Source organism: Pseudomonas sp. FSL R10-2189 (assembly GCF_009600325.1).
Classification (GTDB): domain Bacteria; phylum Pseudomonadota; class Gammaproteobacteria; order Pseudomonadales; family Pseudomonadaceae; genus Aquipseudomonas; species Aquipseudomonas helleri.
In genome coordinates this window covers 82,464-102,383 of record NZ_WIVZ01000007.1, presented here as the reverse complement: position 1 = coordinate 102,383, position 19,920 = coordinate 82,464, and the positions used below count along the sequence as shown (strand labels likewise).

Annotated in this window: 17 protein-coding genes and 1 other RNA gene; 8 read left to right on the top strand and 10 right to left on the bottom strand. The window is 54.4% G+C overall.

Translation table 11 applies throughout. The features are described from left to right. Positions 1-121 precede the first annotated feature (121 nt). From GHO32_RS08185 to GHO32_RS08170, 4 genes are read left to right on the top strand one after another with little or no spacing between them, the layout of a single operon-like run. On the top strand, positions 122-946 hold the full coding sequence (locus GHO32_RS08185) for a (Fe-S)-binding protein (RefSeq protein WP_153334028.1): 825 nt from the start codon (positions 122-124) through the stop codon (positions 944-946). Beyond that, positions 943-2,394 carry a LutB/LldF family L-lactate oxidation iron-sulfur protein gene (locus tag GHO32_RS08180; RefSeq protein ID WP_153334030.1) on the top strand — a complete coding sequence of 484 codons (1,452 nt, stop codon included), beginning with the start codon at positions 943-945 and terminating at the stop codon, positions 2,392-2,394. The genes GHO32_RS08185 and GHO32_RS08180 overlap by 4 nt, the downstream gene beginning before the upstream one ends. Continuing rightward, on the top strand, positions 2,391-3,062 hold the full coding sequence (locus tag GHO32_RS08175; RefSeq protein ID WP_153334032.1) for a lactate utilization protein C: 672 nt from the start codon (positions 2,391-2,393) through the stop codon (positions 3,060-3,062). Before GHO32_RS08180 ends, GHO32_RS08175 begins: the two co-directional genes overlap by 4 nt. Continuing rightward, positions 3,059-5,869 (top strand): FAD-binding and (Fe-S)-binding domain-containing protein, encoded by a 2,811-nt coding sequence (locus tag GHO32_RS08170; protein ID WP_153334034.1) that lies wholly within the window; start codon positions 3,059-3,061, stop codon positions 5,867-5,869. The genes GHO32_RS08175 and GHO32_RS08170 overlap by 4 nt, the downstream gene beginning before the upstream one ends. Before the next feature lie 67 nt (positions 5,870-5,936). Here the strand turns inward: GHO32_RS08170 and GHO32_RS08165 are convergent, their stop codons facing one another. After that, positions 5,937-6,287 (bottom strand): DUF6124 family protein, encoded by a 351-nt coding sequence (locus tag GHO32_RS08165; protein WP_153334036.1) that lies wholly within the window; start codon positions 6,285-6,287, stop codon positions 5,937-5,939. Positions 6,288-6,770: 483 nt separating this feature from the next. Between GHO32_RS08165 and GHO32_RS08160 the strand changes: the two genes are divergently transcribed. The 3 genes from GHO32_RS08160 to GHO32_RS08150 all read left to right on the top strand — a co-directional run bounded on the left by GHO32_RS08160 (position 6,771) and on the right by GHO32_RS08150 (position 8,957). Continuing rightward, positions 6,771-7,049: a hypothetical protein gene (locus tag GHO32_RS08160; protein WP_048373218.1), complete on the top strand. Its 279-nt coding sequence runs from the start codon at positions 6,771-6,773 to the stop codon at positions 7,047-7,049. Positions 7,050-7,121: 72 nt separating this feature from the next. After that, positions 7,122-7,513, top strand: a transfer-messenger RNA (tmRNA) gene (gene ssrA, locus GHO32_RS08155). 187 nt (positions 7,514-7,700) lie between these two features. Then, complete coding sequence (locus GHO32_RS08150) at positions 7,701-8,957, top strand: integrase domain-containing protein (RefSeq protein ID WP_054896119.1); 1,257 nt, start codon at positions 7,701-7,703, stop codon at positions 8,955-8,957. Between the two features lie 174 nt (positions 8,958-9,131). On the opposite strand, the gene GHO32_RS26810 is transcribed toward GHO32_RS08150, so the two are convergent. The 5 genes from GHO32_RS26810 to GHO32_RS08130 form a co-directional block, all read right to left on the bottom strand. Then, on the bottom strand, positions 9,132-9,401 hold the full coding sequence (locus tag GHO32_RS26810; RefSeq protein ID WP_054896120.1) for a hypothetical protein: 270 nt from the start codon (positions 9,399-9,401) through the stop codon (positions 9,132-9,134). After that, positions 9,398-10,378, bottom strand: coding sequence for an integrase domain-containing protein (locus GHO32_RS08145; protein ID WP_054896121.1), 981 nt, complete (start codon positions 10,376-10,378; stop codon positions 9,398-9,400). Before GHO32_RS08145 ends, GHO32_RS26810 begins: the two co-directional genes overlap by 4 nt. Beyond that, entirely contained in the window at positions 10,362-10,715 is a 354-nt protein-coding gene (locus tag GHO32_RS08140) for a hypothetical protein (protein ID WP_054896122.1), read from the bottom strand. Before GHO32_RS08140 ends, GHO32_RS08145 begins: the two co-directional genes overlap by 17 nt. Further along, entirely contained in the window at positions 10,702-12,108 is a 1,407-nt protein-coding gene (locus tag GHO32_RS08135) for a YfjI family protein (protein WP_054896123.1), read from the bottom strand. Before GHO32_RS08135 ends, GHO32_RS08140 begins: the two co-directional genes overlap by 14 nt. A 1,066-nt stretch (positions 12,109-13,174) precedes the next feature. Further along, positions 13,175-13,711 carry a LasR-specific antiactivator QslA gene (locus tag GHO32_RS08130; protein WP_054896124.1) on the bottom strand — a complete coding sequence of 179 codons (537 nt, stop codon included), beginning with the start codon at positions 13,709-13,711 and terminating at the stop codon, positions 13,175-13,177. Between the two features lie 530 nt (positions 13,712-14,241). On the opposite strand from GHO32_RS08130, the gene GHO32_RS08125 reads away from it, so the two are divergent. Continuing rightward, complete coding sequence (locus tag GHO32_RS08125) at positions 14,242-14,568, top strand: hypothetical protein (protein WP_153442816.1); 327 nt, start codon at positions 14,242-14,244, stop codon at positions 14,566-14,568. A 333-nt stretch (positions 14,569-14,901) separates the two neighbouring features. Here GHO32_RS08125 and GHO32_RS08120 read toward each other — a convergent pair whose 3' ends face one another. The 4 genes from GHO32_RS08120 to GHO32_RS26800 form a co-directional block, all read right to left on the bottom strand. Next, positions 14,902-16,908 carry a hypothetical protein gene (locus GHO32_RS08120; RefSeq protein WP_078826118.1) on the bottom strand — a complete coding sequence of 669 codons (2,007 nt, stop codon included), beginning with the start codon at positions 16,906-16,908 and terminating at the stop codon, positions 14,902-14,904. Positions 16,909-17,534: 626 nt separating this feature from the next. Next, positions 17,535-17,663: a hypothetical protein gene (locus tag GHO32_RS26805; RefSeq protein ID WP_256214295.1), complete on the bottom strand. Its 129-nt coding sequence runs from the start codon at positions 17,661-17,663 to the stop codon at positions 17,535-17,537. Positions 17,664-17,982: 319 nt separating this feature from the next. Further along, positions 17,983-18,588, bottom strand: a complete 606-nt coding sequence (locus GHO32_RS08115; RefSeq protein WP_082423354.1) for an HNH endonuclease — start codon at positions 18,586-18,588, stop codon at positions 17,983-17,985. Continuing rightward, positions 18,575-19,900: an AAA family ATPase gene (locus GHO32_RS26800; protein WP_200600900.1), complete on the bottom strand. Its 1,326-nt coding sequence runs from the start codon at positions 19,898-19,900 to the stop codon at positions 18,575-18,577. Before GHO32_RS26800 ends, GHO32_RS08115 begins: the two co-directional genes overlap by 14 nt. Positions 19,901-19,920 lie beyond the last annotated feature (20 nt).

Here is a 19,920-nt window from a genome sequence, read left to right as displayed (position 1 = left end):
CGTTAAAAGCGCCGGGGCACGTCCCCGGCGCCCACACTTTATTACCCGGTCTGCCTCGCGGCTGAAGAGGGTTTTCAGCCGCTACCGTGGATCTATAACCGGGACCACCCGGAGACGCCTGATGAGCGAGCTTTTTTACAACGCCGTGCCCAACGCGACCCGTGTCGCCCCACCCCTTCCGACCCCGCGCCATTACCCTGCGCACAAACCCCGCAAGGTCTACCTGTTCGGCACCTGCGTCGTCGACCTGTTCTTCCCCGAAGCCGGGATGGACGCGATCCACCTGATCGAACGCGAAGGCATCGACGTGGACTACCCGCAAGGCCAAAGCTGCTGCGGGCAACCGGCCTACACCTCGGGTTACACCGACCAGGCCCGCAAAGTTGCCCGCGCACAATTGGCGCTGTTTGCCGAAGATTACCCCGTGGTCGTGCCCTCCGGCTCCTGCGCCGGCATGCTGCGCGAACACTACGAAGACCTGTTCAAAGACGAGCCAGACACCTTGAAAAAGGTCCACGCCCTGGCCGAACGCACCTTTGAACTCACCGAATTTTTGCTGTTCGTGTGCAAAGTGCAGTTCAAGGACAGCGGCGCTCCGATCAAAGTCGCGCTGCACACCTCTTGCTCTGCCCGCCGAGAAATGAACACCCACCTGCACGGCCGCGAAATGCTCGCGCAACTGGGCAATGTTGAGCGCATCGACCACAGCCATGAAAGTGAATGCTGCGGCTTTGGTGGGACATTCAGCGTGCGCCTGCCTGATATTTCCGGGGCCATGGTCGCCGACAAGACCCGCGCCCTGATTGAAACCGGCGCACACCAAGTACTGGCCGCCGACTGCGGCTGCCTGATGAACATCAACGGCTCCCTCGAAAAGCAGCAAAAAGCCCTGCGCGGTCAGCATCTGGCCAGCTTCCTGTGGCAGCGCACCGGGGGTGCACAATGAGTGCGTTGATCCCTGCTGTTGTCATCGAAGACTTCCGCGAGCGCGCCCACGAGGCATTGGCCGACAAACAATTGCGAAATAACTTTCGCAACGCCATGGACTCGCTGATGACCAAACGCGCGGTGTCCTTCAGCGATGCCCACGAACGCGAGCATTTGCGTGCGCTGGGCAATGCCGTCCGGGCCCGTGCCCTGTCCAAACTGCCTGACCTGCTGGAACGCCTCGAAACCAACCTGACCCGCAACGGTGTGCACGTGCACTGGGCTGAAACCGTCGAGCAGGCCAATGACATCGTGCTCTCGATTGCCCGCCGCCGTGCCGCCAAGCAAGTCATCAAAGGCAAGTCGATGGTCAGCGAAGAGATGGAAATGAACCACGTGCTCGGCGCTCAAGGCATCGAATGCCTTGAGTCCGACATGGGCGAGTACATTGTTCAGCTCGACAACGAGAAACCGTCCCACATCATCATGCCCGCGATCCACAAGAACGCCGGGCAAGTGGCCGACCTGTTCCACAACAAGCTCGGCGTTGAATACACCAAAGACGTCGACCAACTGATCCAGATCGGTCGTCGCGTGCTGCGCCAAAAGTTTTTCGAAGCCGACATCGGCGTGTCCGGCGTCAACTTCGCCGTGGCCGAAACCGGCACCCTGCTGCTGGTCGAAAACGAAGGCAACGGGCGCATGTCGACCACCGTGCCGCCGGTACACATTGCCGTCACCGGCATCGAGAAAGTGGTCGAAAACCTGCGTGACGTTGTACCGCTGGTGTCATTGCTGACCCGCTCGGCACTCGGCCAACCGATCACCACCTACGTCAACATGATCTCCGGCCCACGCAAACCCGGCGAACTCGACGGCCCCGAAGAAGTCCACCTGGTGCTGCTCGACAACGGTCGCAGCCAGGCGTTTGCTGACAGCGAACTGCGCCAAACCCTCAACTGCATTCGCTGCGGTGCCTGCATGAACCACTGCCCGGTGTACACCCGCATCGGCGGTCATGCCTACGGCGAGGTGTACCCCGGCCCGATTGGCGCAATCATCACCCCGCACATGGTCGGCCTGGGCAAAGTCCCGGATCACCCCAGCGCTTCGTCGTTGTGCGGCGCCTGTGGCGAAGTGTGCCCGGTAAAAATTCCGATCCCGGCGTTGTTGCGTCGCCTACGCGAAGAGAACGTTAAATCGCCCGATGCCGTACCACGCATCATGCGCGGCCAAGGCAGCAAGTACTCTCGCAAAGAGCGCCTCATGTGGAACCTGTGGGCCAAGCTCAACAGCTCGCCCGCGCTCTACCGCGTGTTCGTCAAAGCCGCCACCCGCCTGCGCGGGCTAACACCCAACAACGTAGGCCCGTGGACCCAGAACCACAGCGCCCCTAAACCCGCCGCCCGCTCGCTGCACGACATGGCCCGCGAACACATGGCGAAAAAGTCGGGAGCCTCGCGATGAGCGCCAAGCAAAACATCCTCAACAAACTGCGTAAAAGCCTCACAGGCACCACACCCGTGCCTGACAACTTCGACGAAGTATTAGTGACAGAACCGTGGACCTACACCCCGGAGCAGCGCATCCCGCAACTGCGTAAGTTGATGGAAGCCGTGCACACCGAAATCCACCTCACCACCGAAGCCGACTGGCCCGCCCTGCTGGCGCAATTGGTCTGTGACCGTCAATTGCCAAGCCTGCTGATCGCCCCAACCACCGCGCACGGGCAGAAAGTGACGGCACATTGGGCACAAAACCCTGCGCTGCCGCCACTCAAAGCCTACGACCGCCCCGTGGAAGAATGGAAAGCCGAGCTGTTCAATGACACCCCGGCCAGCTTCACCACCACCTTGGGCGCGATTGCCGCCACCGGCAGCTTGATCCTCTGGCCAACGCCAGAAGAACCGCGCCTGATGAGCCTGGTACCGCCGGTGCATTTTGCGTTGCTCAAGGCCAGCCAAATCCGCGACAACTTTTATTCAGTGCAGCGTGAAATGAACTGGACCGCCGGCATGCCGACTAACGCATTGCTGGTGTCTGGCCCGTCAAAAACCGCTGACATCGAACAAGTACTGGCCTACGGCGCCCACGGCCCGAAAGACCTGGTGGTATTAATTCTGGAGGACGCATGAGCCTGCCTGCGACGTTTACCCGTGATGCCGAGCGGCTGATCCCCGACGACCGCCGCTTCACCGACCCGCTTTCCACCCTGGCTTTCGGCACCGACGCGAGCTTTTACCGGCTGATCCCGCAACTGGTGATCCGCGTCGAATCTGAAGACGAAGTGGTTGAACTGCTCAACCTCGCCCGTCGCGACCAGGTACCCGTCACCTTCCGCGCCGCAGGCACCAGCCTGTCAGGCCAGGCCATCAGCGATTCAGTGCTGATCGTACTCGGCGACAACTGGAACGGCAAAGTCATTCGCGAGCAAGGCGCGCAAATCCGCCTGCAACCGGGGGTCATCGGCGCGCAAGCCAACGCCTGGCTAGCCCCGTTCGGCCGCAAAATCGGCCCCGACCCGGCCTCGATCAACGCCTGCAAAATCGGCGGCATCGTCGCCAACAACGCCAGCGGCATGTGCTGCGGCACTGCGCAAAACACCTACCACACCCTGGCCGGTATCCGCGTGGTACTGGCAGACGGCACCCGGGTAGACACCGAAGACGCGGCCAACATCGCCGCCTTTCGTCAAAGCCACAGCGCCCTGCTCGACCAATTGGCGACATTGGCCCGCGAGACCCGCGCCAATGCTGAATTGGCTGCAAAAATCCGCCACAAATACCGTCTGAAAAACACCACGGGCCTGTCACTCAACGCCCTGGTCGACTTCGATGACCCGCTGGATATCCTCAGCCACTTGCTGGTCGGCAGCGAAGGCACCCTAGGCTTTATCAGCTCGGTGACCTACGACACCGTCATCGACCACCCGAACAAAGCCTCGGCGCTGATCGTCTTCCCCGACGTCGAGACCTGCTGCAACGCGGTCACCGTGCTGAAAAGCCAGCCCGTGTCAGCCGTCGAACTGCTCGACCGCCGCAGCCTGCGCTCGGTGCAAGACAAACCCGGCATGCCCGCGTTCGTTAAAGAACTGTCGGCCAATGCCTGCGCCCTGCTGATTGAGTCCCGCGCGGCCAGCCAAACCTTACTGCACGAACAACTGGCGCAGATCATGGCGTCGCTGGCCGACTTTGCGGTCGAGAAACAAGTCGACTTCACCGAAAACCCCGGCGAAAACGCCAAGCTCTGGGCGATTCGCAAAGACACCTTCCCGGCTGTCGGCGCGGTGCGCAAAACCGGCACCACGGTGATCATCGAAGACGTGACCTTCCCGGTCGAGCAACTGGCCATCGGCGTCAACCGCCTCATCGAGCTGTTCGACAAACACCACTACGACGAAGCGATCCTGTTCGGCCACGCCCTGGAAGGCAACCTGCACTTTGTATTCACACAGGGCTTTAACAACCCCGAAGAAGTCGCCCGTTACCAAGCATTTATGGACGACGTGGCGCAGCTCATCGCCGTGGAGTTTGGCGGCTCGCTCAAGGCCGAACACGGCACCGGGCGCAACATGGCGCCGTTTGTTGAGCTGGAATGGGGCAGCGACGCCTATCAATTGATGTGGGCACTCAAGCGTTTGCTCGACCCGCAAGGCATCCTCAACCCCGACGTGGTGCTCAGCGAAGACCCGCACATCCATCTTAAAAACCTCAAGCCGATGCCGGCCGCCGACGAGATTGTGGATAAGTGCATCGAGTGCGGTTTTTGTGAGCCGGTGTGTCCTTCTAAAGGCCTGACCCTCAGCCCACGGCAACGGATTGTGATCTGGCGTGACATTCAGGCCAAAAAGCGCGCCGGGGTCGACACCCGCGAGCTGGAAAAAGCCTACGCCTACCAAGGCATCGACACCTGCGCCGCCACCGGTTTGTGCGCCCAGCGTTGCCCGGTGGGCATCAACACCGGCGAACTGGTGAAAAAACTGCGCGCGCGCAGCGCCAACCACCTCAAAGCCGCCGACCTGCTGGGCAACCACTTTGCAACCACGCTGCAAGGCGCGCGCTTCACCCTGCACGTGGCCAATGGCGCACGCATCCTGCTGGGCGCGCCGCGCCTGGGCAAAATCTCGGCAGCCCTGACCAAAGCCAGCAAAGGCCGCGTGCCGCTCTGGACCAACGCCATGCCGCAACCCGAGCGGGCGATACGCTTCAGCCCGCCGGTTAAAGATGCCCGCCCGCGGGTGGTGTATTTGGCGGCCTGCGTGTCCCGCGTCATGGGCCCGGCGGCGGGCGACAAAGAGCAAACCTCGTTGCTCGACAAAACCCGCAGCCTGCTGGAAAAAGCCGGTTACCAAGTGGTCTTTCCCGAGAACATGGACAGCCTGTGCTGCGGCCAGCCGTTTGCCTCCAAGGGCTACAACGAACAGGCCGAACACAAACGCCAGGAACTCATCGGCGCCTTGCTGCACGCCAGCCGTGGCGGGGTCGACCCCATTTACTGCGACACCAGCCCCTGCACCCTGCGCCTGGTCCAGGACCTGGGCGAAACCCGCCTCGACCTCTACGACCCGGTGCGCTTCATCCGCACCCACCTTGTGGATAAGTTGAACTTCACCCCACAAACCGCCCCCATCGCCGTGCATGTCACCTGCAGCACCCAGCACCTGGGCGAAAGCCAGGCGCTGATCGACATCGCACGGCTGTGCAGCACCGACGTGGTGATACCGGAGGGGATACATTGCTGCGGCTTTGCGGGCGACAAAGGCTTTACCACCCCCGAGCTGAACGCCCACTCACTGCGCACCTTAAAAGACGCCGTGCAGCATTGCAGCGAAGGGATATCGACCAGCCGCACGTGTGAAATAGGCCTGAGCCAACATGGCGGCATCGACTACCACGGCCTGGTCTACCTGGTAGACCGCGTCAGCACCGCTCGTAATCTTTGACCTACAAAAACCGCGATTAATCTTTACACCTGAAAACGCGCCTGCTTGCACTCAGGCGCGTGCTGCTCTAGTGCGTCGTCAACCCATCCAGCGACTTATCCACATACGCTTTGGCCAACTCCACCAAATGCATGCTCGACAACACCAAGCTGTGCGCATGCCCGCTCAAACCATTCCCCGCCTCACACGCCGAAGCACCCGCGCAGCGCAACAAGTCTGACGCTTGGGCCAAAGCCGCTTCTACATTGACGTTGTCGGGTATGGCATACGTGGCCTGATCCACGTGCCGTGGAGGCTTATGGTCGTGCAGGTAGTAATTGAGGGCGCGCTCGGTGGCCGCGCGGTCTAACGACAGTGCATCGCACTGAACAGCCTCTTGCGAGGGTAAGGCAGGTGGATCGGGGACAATCTTTTTCATAGTGCTCTCCAAGTTTAGGGAGCTGCCTTAAATCGCGACTAACGATGGGGAGGCAGCCGTACGCAGGTTAGTCGACCGGCAAACTTGGAAACCGGCGCACTCGAAAGTGCCCTGCGCACGGCCACCATAAAACGCAGGCCCTAGAAAAGGGCCTCGTAGAGGTAGCGCCTTGCGCCAAGTTTACAAGCCGGGCGACTAAACCCGACCGCTGATGTGCAGCGATGGGCCGAGACTATCCCCCGAACTGGACAGGCGCAAGCGAACGAGAGTGTCTAGGAAGTTTCATAAGAAGGAAAGGGATCGGGCCTACGAACCGCCTGAAAACGCCCCCTTTTTGGGCACAAAAAAATTCATCAAATACTGGCCAAACGCAGGCAGAACTCCAGAGCGTGGCTATAGTCAATTAGCTTGAACCCTAATGATTGGGGCCTATAACCGAGCCCGGAGCCACCGGGCCTTACTGTGCAAAAGGAGCTTGACCCTATGAAACGTACCGCATTGGCTGGTCTGTTTGTATCCGCTGCAATGTTGGCCTCTCCGGTGTTTGCGGCAGATGACCTCTGCCAGATCAACCTGATAAAAATCGCCGATGCCCAAGCCACCCTTCTTGCCACCAGCGAAAACACCAAAGGCGACATCGACGCCATGGTCGAAAAAGCCAAAGGTGAACAAGCGGCGGGTAAAACAGAAGATTGCATCGCGACCACCACCCAAGCCCTGCAGAAACTGCAAAACCTCACCAAAGGCGGCGACGATAAGTAAGCCCTTGAGGTTGGCCTTCTGCGCCGAATTGGCGTAGACTGCGCAGCTTGCTGGTTACGGCCAGCAAGCATCGGGGCCGTTTAGGATTCGACGCCGGTTGCGAAACTCTAGGTGCATGCCGAGTTGGTAACAGAACTCGTAAATCCACTGTTGCAACTTCTTATAGTTGCCAATGACGAAACCTACGAGGGTCAAGCTCTCGCAGCGTAAGCTGCCTTAGCCATCCTCCTGGTACCTTCGGGTCCAGCAATCACTAGGGGATGCCTGTAAACCTGAAGTGATTGTCATATAGAACAGGATCGCCGTGCAGTACGTTGTGGACGAAGCGGCTAAAACTTACACAACTCGCCCAAAGCACCCTGCCCTTCGGGTCGCTGAGGGTTAACTTAATAGAAACGGCTAAGCATGTAGTACCGACAGCGGAGTACTGGCGGACGGGGGTTCAAATCCCCCCGGCTCCACCACTTGATCATCTAAAGACGTCCACGGACGTCTTTTTTTGTGCCTGAAACCCAGTAAATACAGGACTTTAGCGGCTATTGATGTCTCTCTAGCTTTTGGGAGTTCCAGAAGTTCTGGTATTCCAAACGGTATTCCAGCCCATCCGGTGGTAACCTCTGGAATACCAAATCAGTGTCTGAGGTAAATCTCATGCCTGCTCAAACCCTACGTCTCTCCGATCGACAGCTTAAGGGAGTCAAACCCGCGTCCAAGGACTACGTCCTCACCGACGGGGACGGTTTGCAACTCCGAGTACGCAGCAACGGCTCTCTGCTGTGGAATTTCAACTACCGTGAACCGGTGACTAAAAACCGAATTAACATGGGCTTGGGTACCTACCCAGAGCTTTCGCTGGCGAACGCCCGAAAGATGGCAGTGCAAGCCCGCGAGCTGCTCGCCCAAGGCATCGATCCGAAAGTGCAGCGCGATACGCTAAATGAGGCCAAGCGCGCAGAAACGGAACACACTTTCGAGAACGTAGCCACTGCCTGGTTCGAGCTTAAGAAAGACTCGGTCACGCCGGCCTACGCCGAGGATATTTGGCGGTCGCTCACGCTGCATGTGTTCCCCGATTTGAGGACGACGCCACTCACGAAAATCACCGCGCCGATGGTGATCGAGCTGCTTCGTCCAATCGAAGCGAAAGGCAGCCTAGAGACGGTTAAGCGCCTTAGTCAGCGGCTTAACGAGATCATGACCTACGGCGTAAACTCCGGCCTGATCTTCGCCAACCCACTCAGTGGCATCCGGGCGGTATTCAAGAAACCCAAGAAAGAGAACATGGCTGCGCTCTCGCCCGAAGAGCTACCCGAGCTCATGCTGGAACTCGCAAACGCCAGTATCAAACGCACGACCCGCTGCCTGATCGAATGGCAGTTGCATACCATGACTCGCCCTGCAGAAGCAGCGACCACTCGCTGGGCAGACATAGATTTTGAAAGACGTGTCTGGACCATCCCTCCGGAGCGGATGAAAAAGCGCCGCCCGCACAGCATCCCGTTAAGCGATCAAGCCATGGCATTGCTGGAGATACTCAAGTCCCATAGCGGTCATCGAGAGTATGTCTTCCCGGCAGACCGAAACCCACGCACTCACGCCAATAGCCAGACCGCCAACATGGCGTTGAAGCGCATGGGCTTTCAGGACCGCTTGGTCAGCCACGGCATGCGCTCAATGGCCAGCACCATCCTAAACGAGCATGGGTGGGATCCGGAACTGATCGAAGTCGCGCTGGCGCATGTCGATAAAGACGAGGTTCGAAGTGCCTACAACCGGGCAGATTACATCGAACGCCGGCGTCCGATGATGGCCTGGTGGAGTGAACATATCCAGAAGGCGGCCACCGGCAGCCTGTCGGCAGCCGCGATCAATCACACCAGAGACCTCAACGTCGTGCCGATACGCTGAGCATCCAGGGACTGGTGGTGCTGGCGAAAAACCCTGTAACCGAGTCGTGCAGCATGGCGACAGACTTCACGACTATCACCAGATTTCTCGCAAGCCTGCGCTCCTAAGTCAAAGTCCCTGAGTATGGGAAGGCTCTGCATTCCCATACTCAGGGACTCACGCTTAAATGATCTATCAGCCAGCCACGATTTGCGCCTTTCTGCGACGGATCAATTCTGCCGTTAACTCGTAGTAGTAGACGGTCGCAGGCGCTGAACAACGCAGAGAGTGTTCCAAAAACCATCTCACGTGCTTTTCCTTCCAGGACCAAGGAGTCGCGCAACCCCAGCGCTCACGAATCGCCTCTTGCATCTTTTCCGCTTGCCTGATGTGCCGCTGCCGAGTGGAATGCGCGCCTTTGAGCACCGGAGTCAGAAACAACGCCATATCGAACTCGGACCTCATCGCCGACCACCGATGTAGGCATTCACCACATCGATGCGACTATGTCCCAACTCATGGCTGATTTGCTGGCGGGCTCGTCGATCAAGCTCTCGATCTTCTCGATGGCCACGACCACCATTGACGGGGGCAGGGAAACCGGTCAGTTGCTCATAGCGCTCACAGGCGTACGCAGCCCGCAGTTCATGAAAGCCTTTCAATCCATGCTCATGCAGAATGTCCCGCGCAGGACGCACAACTGTCTGTAAGAAAACCTTGTAGCTTTCGTCGAGCGCTAATAGATTGCGGCTGCCCTTGGGTGAGGCCTCGTTCGCTCTATAGAGAGCATCGCGAACTTGATCCGTGATCTCGATCCAACGCGGCGCGGATGCGCCTGCTCGGCCGCCCTTGGTGCCGTCCTGGATGTTGATTTTGCCCAGTTTACGGGCCTCGCGTTGCAGTCGAGGCAGGTCCGCCAGGATCGCCTCACGCAGGCGCATACCGGTCTCCCGGGCCAGATGCACAATTGCGCTTACTCGCTGCTGGCCGTGCTCTGACAGCTTCTGTGCGATCTGCTCGACCTGTACACGGTCTTGGCCTTGCGGTGCCTCATTACACGCGCTTGAACGCTGCAGGCCCAGCACCTTACTCGGGCTTGGGATTTTGACGTAGTGATCACCGCGCAGCGCGGCCATCGTTCGGTTGACGCTGGACAGGCGGTTCTGCGCGGTGGCAACACCGACGTAGCCCTGATCCACCTGCTCACGCACGTGGGCGGCGTACCGCATGAGGATCTCGCGATCAATCTGTCGCGCATCATTGAGAATCGGACCTTCCTCCGATCGACACCAACGCACGAATGCCTGCCAGCGATCGCTATGGGCTTTGACGGTCGCAAAATGGCCGTCACCAAATAGATCTTTCAGGGCTTGCGGGCCGGCATAGCTGAGCTGGCGACCGAAGCCGAAATTACGCCCAGCTCGCTTACCGACCCGAGCCATTTTTCTGCTTCTGATCGACTGCAGCAAGCTCATACAAAAGGGCTCTCCAGTTCGCACTCACAACGTCTAGCTGGCCCCAATCAGTTGGGCGAAAGCACAGCGTGTTGTCGGTGACGTAGAGATACGCGCCCTCCTCTTTCAACCATTGGATAATGGCCGTGGTCGTGGTGATGGTTTTACGGAGGGTGGCGACTTCGGCGACAGCGGCGACAACCCTTGTTCTGCCAGGCTTTGAGCCTGGCGACAAAGTGGCGACACTGGCGGCGACAAACCGCGCTTTGGGCTCTTTTTGGCGTTGAGCCAGGTGATTGCGCAGTGCTTCATCAAGGTTGAACATGGCGCACCTCGAAGGTCTGGCCGTCAGTGATCAGCCATTGATGATCAATCAACTCGACCAACAGCTTGGTGGCATGACGGCTGCTCTTACGGGCAAAGCGGGGGCCGTTGCGATTTAGCTCTCGAACACTGAAACGCTTCCAACCCTTGAACTGTAGCCAGCGCAGCAACCGATCCGCCTCTTCCCTTACCCGGCACACTGGCTCCTGTTCGGTCAGCCGCTGAATCTCGGTGAGGTAGTACCCGATCAAGGTCGAGGCCCGCTGGATATGGTCGACCTCCACGGCACTGCTCTCCTCCACCACGGCCAAAATGCCAGCGACACGCAGCAGGTTATCGGCGGCCTTTGATCCGCTCGGCCGCACATTGGCCAGCTCCCCAAACTCACCCAACTGAGCCTCGATGGCATCATGCAAATCAATCCACCGACGGCGAGCCAGCGGACTGAGGCTCAGCGTTGAAAGCAACAAAGCGCCGTCAGGGGACAACGACCACGGCTGATGAAACAGGGCTGAAAGTCGGTGGTGATAGCGCTTCAGGGCAGCGTCTTTGGACAAGTCCACAGCCTGGTAGCTGCGTTGCCCGGCAAGGCTGGTGGGCCAGGTCATCAGGCAGCGACCAAGGATGCCTTGTCCCTGCAGCAAAGGATCGCTGAGCAACTGCATCGCCAAGTACGGTTGCAGCATCAAGTGCAGACTCAAGCGCCGGTCGTAAGCCCGCAAGCTTTCACCGGCCATAGAGCGAGCGCGATCTATCGGGCTGCCATCCCAGAGTGACGACAGGGTCGTGACCGCTTTCAAACGGTTATCCCGACTCATGGTGCTGCTGCCGAGGAATTGCCCACCTTCATCGCAGAACAGGCCCATGCTGGGCAGGTCATTGCAGAGACCCTTGATCAGAGCCTCGATAGTCGGATCCGTGGTAATCAACCTAGGGACCGAGGGCTCCTCCTCTACGAAGGCGCGGTTTGCGGAGTCAGGATCGCCAGGATTAATACGCTGAGCCTGTTTTTGTACGGCACGGTATCGAGCAAGTTGTTCGCGATAGCGTTGCCACTGCTCACGCTCCCATTGCCGTGCGGGCAGCAATGCACATCGATCTGCTGCCGTTTTACGATCACCGGACGCAGCCACCGTGATCAGGTACAGCGACAGAGGGTAATTTCTCCCGTCGAGCTGTAGACCCACATGACCTTGGGTGGCCAGCGCCGAAGCAGCCAAGACTGATTGTGCAGCCAGTGCCTGGGGTACGCCGATCACCTCGGCCATGCGCTCGACCGCAGGCCCAAGAATCCCACCCAGTGCTTGCACCGGATAAGGCTGGGCCACGGGATTCGACTCGATCAGCGGTCGAGGTGGTCGTGGTAGTTCAAGCTTCGGATCTAACTGCTGCATGGGCCCTCTCCTCGTTCATTGCTGGTTGTCCTCACGTAGTCCCGCCACGTCTGTTGAGTGTTATCAGGGATCAAGGCCCCTGCGGCCTGTGAGGTGTTCACTGACGCGGAACGAACGGCTCCTTAAGACCGGAAGCCAGGGCATAGGCCCATGAATCTGGCCTCCTTAGACGCATTCAAAGATGCGGGCGGGTGGAGGCTGCGCCGACTGACGAGTTCGGCACCTGGAGATTCTGGGTGGGAGAAGGCAACAACATCGACACCTGGGGCATGCCTGACTGTCAGTCAGGTGCAGCCTTTCCATAGGCTGCGGCACCGGGGCCTGTGTCGTTGCGGATGGCGACGAATCGGATTTGTCAGGCCGATTGTCACGAGGAGAGTTGCGGCAATGCCCTGTACGACGTGGCTTGCAGCAGTGGTACGAGCGCCCGTCTCTTTCCGGTAGAAAGAGACGGGCGCGGTCTGGCGCAGCGACGTGTGCCGAGAGGTGAGATTGCTCCAGTGCAGCGAGGAAGGTCCATCGTCTGCCGCAACGGGCAGATAAGTCGAGTAGGCATCCATCACCCTTGGAGAGTGACCGTGCGAGCCGCCGGACGCTTTATCGCACTTCGGGAGAACCACCACGCAAGTGGCGTAGCCTTGAAGGTTCTGGCTACCTGGGCAGGTGCTGTCAACGACAGCGATCCGTGCGCCAATTGTTATACCCGCTCGAAAAGGCGGTCAAGCGTCACAGCCAATGCGCTGAGAAAGTGGCGACTGTCGCCACTTCTGTCGCCATGCTCCAGACCACGTTATACGTGGGTTGTCGCCGGCGTCGCCGCTGTCGCCACACCTACATCCATGCCCAACGAAAAGACTCGGACACACACTGAATAACGTTGCGCTCGATGGAAATCGCGGAGAATTACTGATGGTGAAAGCAGGCGTGGTGGGAATTAAATTTGAGCATGGAGAGTGGAACGCGGCGGCTTCGAGAAAAGCGAGTTAACCCTCCGATCGGCGCGATCAAAGATCGCTTGATCGGAGGGTTTGGCCGGAAAAGCAAATCTCAAACGTCAATTACAGACTCAGGCATCAAAGCGGGTTGATTGGGAAGTGACCGCCTCACGTCGCATGATCAGCGTCTGCTGCAACCGCAGCAGAAAACCTGCTTCAAATGCCTCTTGTGGATCACCTTGACGATGACGTTTTCGGTTCTGAGACAGCGCCCACCATAACGGTAATGATGAGCCTTCAAGCCAAGCCTCTGCGCAACGAACACCCGCCTTTATTACCGGAGCGAACTCATCGCCCCACGGAGTTTGGATCGCGGGAGCCCCTTCAGCGGATGGGACAGAGACATACTCGTGGATCTGTTGATGAACGCTTTGAGCTGGAATACCAGTCAAATTTCGGAATGCCTTGTCGTACAAAACGGCGGCGTCATCCAACAGCTCTACTGCCAGCTCAACGTCTTGCGGAAAATGAAGCAGAATACTCTGGGCTCCATTCAGCCGAAGCGTGGCAGCCTGCCGCAGTTTAATCGCTGCATCTTCAGGGGTAAGCGATGACGTGTCGATGCTGTTGGGTTTGGGGAGGCCGATTAGAAGCGAAAGATCAAACATCACGGAATCCTCCGAGATAGTTTGCAGCTTGAACCATTGGGCCAGGGTGGCGCACGAGCTTAAAAGGTGGGCATGCCATTTTCCTTATCTCCTTGGTTTGATTAAGGATTGCCATCCACCGTTCTGACGCGGCATAGGGTGGCAAACCGTACGGGGGTCAGAAACCGGAAACCAAGGAACCGGCCAGGCCGAAGCCTGCCCCGCACGGTCCGCCATAGAAAAGCAGCAGCTAGCGCACGAAGCACTGGCTGTGCGGAATGGAAGAAACCGCGCCTTGGTTTTGATTCAGGTTCTGACGCCCGGTCGCGGGATTGACCGCGACGGAGCAAAGCGTAAATGTGAAGCGGCGACAACACAAGCGTGAGTGTCAATAAGCGCCACATTCAAACGAGAACTCAGGACAGAAACTAACGTTCGCCGCCATTTAGTGGCTATGGTAGGTCAGATACTAAGCAGGGCTTATCATTTTCGAAGCCGGCTACAGTGATACAATCGGAAACGCTATACACGACTCCCTCTCGAGAAATGGTATGACTACAGATCTGACGGAAGAAGAAATGCGTCGGGCGCTATTCGGTGAGCCTGGAGCATCTGCATTAGTAATCGACACCCACGAGCAAGACACCGTGCCGGAAATCGTGATCACGGAGCCGACAGCGGTAGTGAAGAAAAAGAAACTATCAAAAACCCTTGCTTCCAGATTGAGAGTCACACTGAGGGTGGGGAATGAATTCGAAGGCAAGATGCACGAGATCGTACATGAAGCCAATACGCTCAGTTCTCTAGTTGCAGAGCAAGAAGCTACAAAGATAGCCAAGAAAAAATTCAGGTTTGTGGAAGTTGTATCGGTCAAGTAGGTATGAGCGGGCCCATTAGCTTTCCATTAGGCCGCACTCCATTATAGAGGCATCCTACCTACCAGGTCGTATTGATTGAGGCGTCAGACCTCAATCACGGTAGTTGTTCGCAGGTTTTAAACTAACGCTCCGTCCAAAATCTCAAAGCCTAACGGAACGCCAACTCTCCCCGCGACGCACGGTAGCGACGGCCAGAAGCAGGCGTTCATCAACGATTTCTCATCAATAGTGACCATAAACCAATGGGGATAATGTCGCATTTCCGTAACATAGGGGAGGCCCCCAAAAATAGTCAGAAAGGCCTCGCCGAGGGAAAATGGCGGGAACCCAGCATTAATTATCAGGATTTCCCATAAAAAGAGCGAGAATTCGATTTGTTAACCAGTCCTCCATAGCTTTATTCATTTTTTTTACGTCTAGGCCGAAAATCCAACTTGATACCCCCCAGACAGCAGTGGTTATAAATGTAATGGTTATTGTAGTAGCCGAAAGTTTAAAAAACTCAATAAGCTTTGGATATTCCAGAAGTTGGGGAAGGACTCCTGCTGGCAGTGATTGAATACTCGCAACTATTAGAAGAACTATAAGCGTGACGCACGTCGGGATTGATATGCAACGCGCAACGAATCGAGAAAACTTTCGAATCCTACTCTCAAGAGCTTTGTGCTGTAAAACTATGTTGTCTTTTTCGGCGCGTGCAACATCTCCGGCTTCTCGCTCGGAAGCTATCTCTGCCAGTGCAAGAGTTCGCAGTCTTTGGATTTCTTCGGCCTGTAGTCGCTCCAGCTCGGCAATGGTTTGTGTAGAGTCAACAAGGTATTTTTGTTTTATTCCGTCTACAATATCAAATACATCTTCTTCGGAAAAGTCATCTCCAACATCCACGGATACATCTTGCACCATCCGGAGAAGGTCAGAGTCCCAGCGAACCAACACGAAGTCCTCTTCAGAAATACCTCCACGTTTTTTGATGGAATCGAGACGACCTAAGAATGCTTCCCAAAACCTGTCATCCGTGTAGAGAAGACTATAAGCAGTCGCCACAACTTGGTCAGTAGCCAGCTTGCTTGTAATGTCTGGATTCTTAAGCCAGAACATTATTGTCATCCATTGCTCAGATACAACAACTGGAATAGGACTGGAATAGTTATTCTTGCTGAAAAAGCCGTTTGCGAATTTGGCTAGCCCCGTATTCCTTGTGACAAACACCGAAAAAGTATCACTAAGCTCCCTAATGAAACGTCCTTCTCGCATATTATGAATGCGGGAGATGCAGACGGTGTCATGCTCAAGATTTTTATCTTTCTTAAAGTTTTCGGCAATAGCTTGCTCTAGAGCACCTTCGTCGCACTGGAATCGCTCTTTAGCAGCAAAGCCGATTACCACACTTATTCCTTTACTCTCAATCGTCCGATGAAGGGTTTTTATTTCCGTGTCTAGACGAGCCTCATCGTAACCTTGCGACCTTAGAAGCTCCAATGTTTTAGTATTAAAACGGCCAAAAACCTTTCTAGATATATCATTTTTCCAAGCTGAAAGAAGACGCTCAATTTCATCTAAGGTCTTATCAAAAATGCATACTTTAATTTTTAGCGAAATCAAAAGATCTACGAATTCATCATTAGCCTGCTTATTAAGCACCCCGTTAAATCCTAACAAGCCAATCACTAGCGGGGAGTCTAGATATACCGATATTTTTTCAAAAGTCTTTTTTGTGGTTCGCTTGTCCGCAAAGTAAAGATAGTTTGCAAGCAGCATACCTTTAACGCATCTGCCGAAGTGCTCCAGCAACGAAGGCTCTTTTTTGTGTATATGACTGATGAATGACGCAGTGATATGATTGGTGTTCTTGATACTATTTTCCAGTTCCGCCTTATTATAAGCTCTATGACTAACAGTCGCCGAAACATTTTCCTCTATGAACTGAAAAATCAGGCTCTCAGCTTTAGGCAGAGTCAGATCCTTCTGAAATCTTTCATCTGTAAATTCGACAAAAGCCTTTTTCAAACTACCAAGTGAGACTTCAAGGTCTTCTTTTTTCTTGGCATATCCATTAGACCATTCATGAATTTTTTCAGCACAAGGTATATAAGCGTGATTCTCCCTGATCAGAATATTTTTATTTTTTGCTCGAGTCATCAATACTCTAACTGCGGATATTGGCGGGCGAAAGCCAAATAACTCCGCCAACTTCGATTGTATATCTGAGGCTTGAACCGTAGGCATCCCAAGCTCTAATATTGTTACAGCGACGAATGGTAAAAAAAGATCAATTTCGTCAGTAAACTTTTCAGACTTGAGAGCCTCAAGCAGGGCGAGGTTAATTAGTGGACTTTCCATATTCTCTTATCTTATTATTAAGACCGTATTTGGCCGATACTGAAAGCTTTGATTATGGCAACTACTAATAAAAACTTTGAAATATTGATAAGATCAGCATTATACACCAAAATGCCATCATGAGGTAAAGGTACTCGACTTCATCTAACACTCGTTGAGATGCATCAGTACGGCTGTTTATTTCTCAAATAAGCGCCGGGCTTGCTCGACAGGTAAGCTAATATTTTCAGGCCGACAGCGCCTTAATTACACTGGATAGTGCCAAACATATTCATCAGCGGTTTCTTTTCCAGGAAGAATGCCGTCCCAGCAGTGCTGGTGCATCCGTTGGCCGCCGCGACTCGCACCTATCGGCCAAAAGCGATCACTTAGTTTTTTCGCCCAACAGGTGCAGTTCAGACACCGGTAGAGTTGAAAAAACTGTACGCAGCGAACCTTGAGGGTATCTAGAAAACCCTGGGTAATTCAACTTTCAAGTTATGCCGCAATGATGATATCGAATGTCGTTATAGCGCTCATAGAACGGGCAATGATCGATAGATTAAGCGAAATTACAGGCTACGCATTCATCCCCTGCAAGCTACAATGACAAAAGCTACATTAAAGTAGCTTCTGCCAGCGACTACCTATTTTTTTGAGGACTTGCTAGGTTTCAAGTCCGGATTATTTCCTTGCGTGTCTTTATTGTCACGACGACGCTTATCAACTTCGCCGGTTGATTTAGCAATAGGCTTTGGGCCTGGTTTAAGCGCCATAAGATTTCTCCTTGATATTAATATTGATTTTGGTTGTTGCAGAATCATCTTATTGGTACTGGCGGATACTTTCAATAGACAGGAGATGCTTGATTTTAGCCATGTGAAAAATTGAATTAGCTTTGGCAGCATCTACTGGTTACCTACCTACCGACAGGCCAGGTTGTTGGGTTACGTCCATTGGTGCGACGGTCGGCGCGGTGGTCACCATGTCATCGGTGATACTCTGAACACGATCTTGAGAGAACCAGACCGAGGCCTTCTGACAAGGGGATCAGCAGGCCCTACCTGATGTTCACGGAAACATTGATGAGGACAATCAGGGTTGCTCAGGGGCTATACCGTCTTCAAAGAATCGTTCTGCTTGCTCCACGAGGGCAACATCGTTAACTAACTCGTCGCAACGTCCAAACCTCCTGAAAAACCGATTTAGGTTGCAGATATAAATTGTATATCCACCCTTATCAGAACACTCAACATAAAGTCGATTGAATTTCGCGATGTGATTACTATACGAGTCAAAATGGGGATGAACGATCCTGTACAGAGCAGAATTTTTTGGGTAATTAACTCTGTTTGCCGTCAGCACTGGATTTACTAAAGACTCTCTATTCGACTTGAATTCATTGCAGTCGGGGCAAATTACACATAAATTTTCAGGTTCAAACATGAAGTGCAGATGCTGAGATTTTGGGACAATGTGTTCGACTGGTGCTCCAACCGCTGAATGGGCCGAAACCGATCCCAAGCAATAAACACAGACGAGTCTTTGAACATTTCGATAATGCTCACGAATTTCACGGCGTACAGGCTGAAGATCCTCATCTCCCCAGTTGGTGTGCGAGAAATTAGCGGTGGCCTTTTTCTGCTCGATGAGTGCTAGCGAAGCGTCGCTCAGGACTATAGGGTTTTCAATTGTCGGCATAGCTTTCACACAGCATAGAAACAGATCGAATTAGCTCTTTTACAGGGTCATTTTCATCAAGTTGCTGATCAAATTTTTGTAATCGGATTAGCTCTTCTAATGAATCCGAATCCAGCCTTTTGCTATGTTTAACCTTTGCAAGGAGATTAAAAGCCAACCTAGAAATGTACTCATTCATAATGCCTGGGGCATCGAATAGTTCTGCAAGTTGGAAGTCAGCTGATTTTTCGTGAAACTCCTCAGCATCGTACAACTCTCTTCTCGACAGGGAGGCGATGTAGCAGCCTTTACCACTTAGCCGGGCTATTACTTGCGGGGAGTGTGTAGCGATAATGAATTGACATTTACGATAACCCGAAAAGGATGACATAAGCAAAGTCATAAACTCTTCTTGCCAGCGTGGGTGTAGGCTAATCTCAGGCTCATCAATTAAAACTACAGCCCCATTTGTGATATGGCCTGCAATCCCCAGAATGAGTACGAGTAAGCATTGTTCGCCCGAGCTCGCTTTCTTCAGAGAAAGTTTTCCAAAACCCTTTTTATTAAGTATTAAGTCCATCAGCCGCATTAAGCCGACATCCATTAAAACAATAATTGCACGAATTATCGAGCTGTCGGCCGTGTAATCACCAATTGATAATCGAGATTCTGAAAAATTTGCTCTTAACTCGATTGCTCGCCGCTGGGTGAGAATCTCATTAATTTTAACCATTGAACTGAGTACTTCTAAGCGTCTTCCTAGCGGCAATCCTTCCAATAGGTCAAAGTACCTTTCATCTACCTGAATACCGTGTTCACGGTCCAGACTTCTTAATTCGATTGCTAGACTGCTGCCTTCTATTCTTGAAACTTGATATTCATCACGGCCGACTCTCAGGTATCCGGGCTTTAATACAAAATCTGCTGCGGGCAAGAAATCTAATGCTTCGAAAACTGCGTTTAGGTCTCTAGTACCGTTATTGTCAGATAGCTTTTCGAGAAGACCTTTAGCAGCCGATGAAATTAGTGAAACAGAGGATGAGGATTGATAAATTCCTTCGCTTCGCATCCCAACATATCGATAGCTTGCTGGAGCATTACCGGAGCGCTTGCGTTGACTGGGAAATTTATCGAAAGGGCTTGTAGAAGCAGCAATTATTTTAGCCAGGCTGTTTACACTAATTTTAGCTAGTTCGGCGAGAAGCCTACTTTTACCGATGCCGTTCTTACCAACAATGACCGTGAAACAATTATTCACGCCTTCAGGTAAAATCTCAGGCGTAAGCTGCACATGTGCTCCATCAAAATCCAAACTTATCAATCTTGTTGTCATTTTTAGTCAATACCTTCCGT

Bases quoted from the DNA above. Each gene is read 5' to 3' on its own strand.
- GHO32_RS08175 (WP_153334032.1), top strand. From the start codon at position 2,391: ATGAGCGCCAAGCAAAACATCCTCAACAAACTGCGTAAAAGCCTCACA.
- GHO32_RS26800 (WP_200600900.1), bottom strand. From the start codon at position 19,900: ATGACAACAAGATTGATAAGTTTGGATTTTGATGGAGCACATGTGCAG.
- GHO32_RS26810 (WP_054896120.1), bottom strand. From the start codon at position 9,401: ATGAGGTCCGAGTTCGATATGGCGTTGTTTCTGACTCCGGTGCTCAAA.
- GHO32_RS08160 (WP_048373218.1), top strand. From the start codon at position 6,771: ATGAAACGTACCGCATTGGCTGGTCTGTTTGTATCCGCTGCAATGTTG.
- GHO32_RS26805 (WP_256214295.1), bottom strand. From the start codon at position 17,663: ATGGCGCTTAAACCAGGCCCAAAGCCTATTGCTAAATCAACCGGCGAA.
- GHO32_RS08115 (WP_082423354.1), bottom strand. From the start codon at position 18,588: ATGCCGACAATTGAAAACCCTATAGTCCTGAGCGACGCTTCGCTAGCA.
- GHO32_RS08150 (WP_054896119.1), top strand. From the start codon at position 7,701: ATGCCTGCTCAAACCCTACGTCTCTCCGATCGACAGCTTAAGGGAGTC.
- GHO32_RS08180 (WP_153334030.1), top strand. From the start codon at position 943: ATGAGTGCGTTGATCCCTGCTGTTGTCATCGAAGACTTCCGCGAGCGC.
- GHO32_RS08170 (WP_153334034.1), top strand. From the start codon at position 3,059: ATGAGCCTGCCTGCGACGTTTACCCGTGATGCCGAGCGGCTGATCCCC.
- GHO32_RS08120 (WP_078826118.1), bottom strand. From the start codon at position 16,908: ATGGAAAGTCCACTAATTAACCTCGCCCTGCTTGAGGCTCTCAAGTCT.
- GHO32_RS08145 (WP_054896121.1), bottom strand. From the start codon at position 10,378: ATGGCTCGGGTCGGTAAGCGAGCTGGGCGTAATTTCGGCTTCGGTCGC.
- GHO32_RS08125 (WP_153442816.1), top strand. From the start codon at position 14,242: ATGACTACAGATCTGACGGAAGAAGAAATGCGTCGGGCGCTATTCGGT.
- GHO32_RS08130 (WP_054896124.1), bottom strand. From the start codon at position 13,711: ATGTTTGATCTTTCGCTTCTAATCGGCCTCCCCAAACCCAACAGCATC.
- GHO32_RS08140 (WP_054896122.1), bottom strand. From the start codon at position 10,715: ATGTTCAACCTTGATGAAGCACTGCGCAATCACCTGGCTCAACGCCAA.
- GHO32_RS08185 (WP_153334028.1), top strand. From the start codon at position 122: ATGAGCGAGCTTTTTTACAACGCCGTGCCCAACGCGACCCGTGTCGCC.
- GHO32_RS08135 (WP_054896123.1), bottom strand. From the start codon at position 12,108: ATGCAGCAGTTAGATCCGAAGCTTGAACTACCACGACCACCTCGACCG.
- GHO32_RS08165 (WP_153334036.1), bottom strand. From the start codon at position 6,287: ATGAAAAAGATTGTCCCCGATCCACCTGCCTTACCCTCGCAAGAGGCT.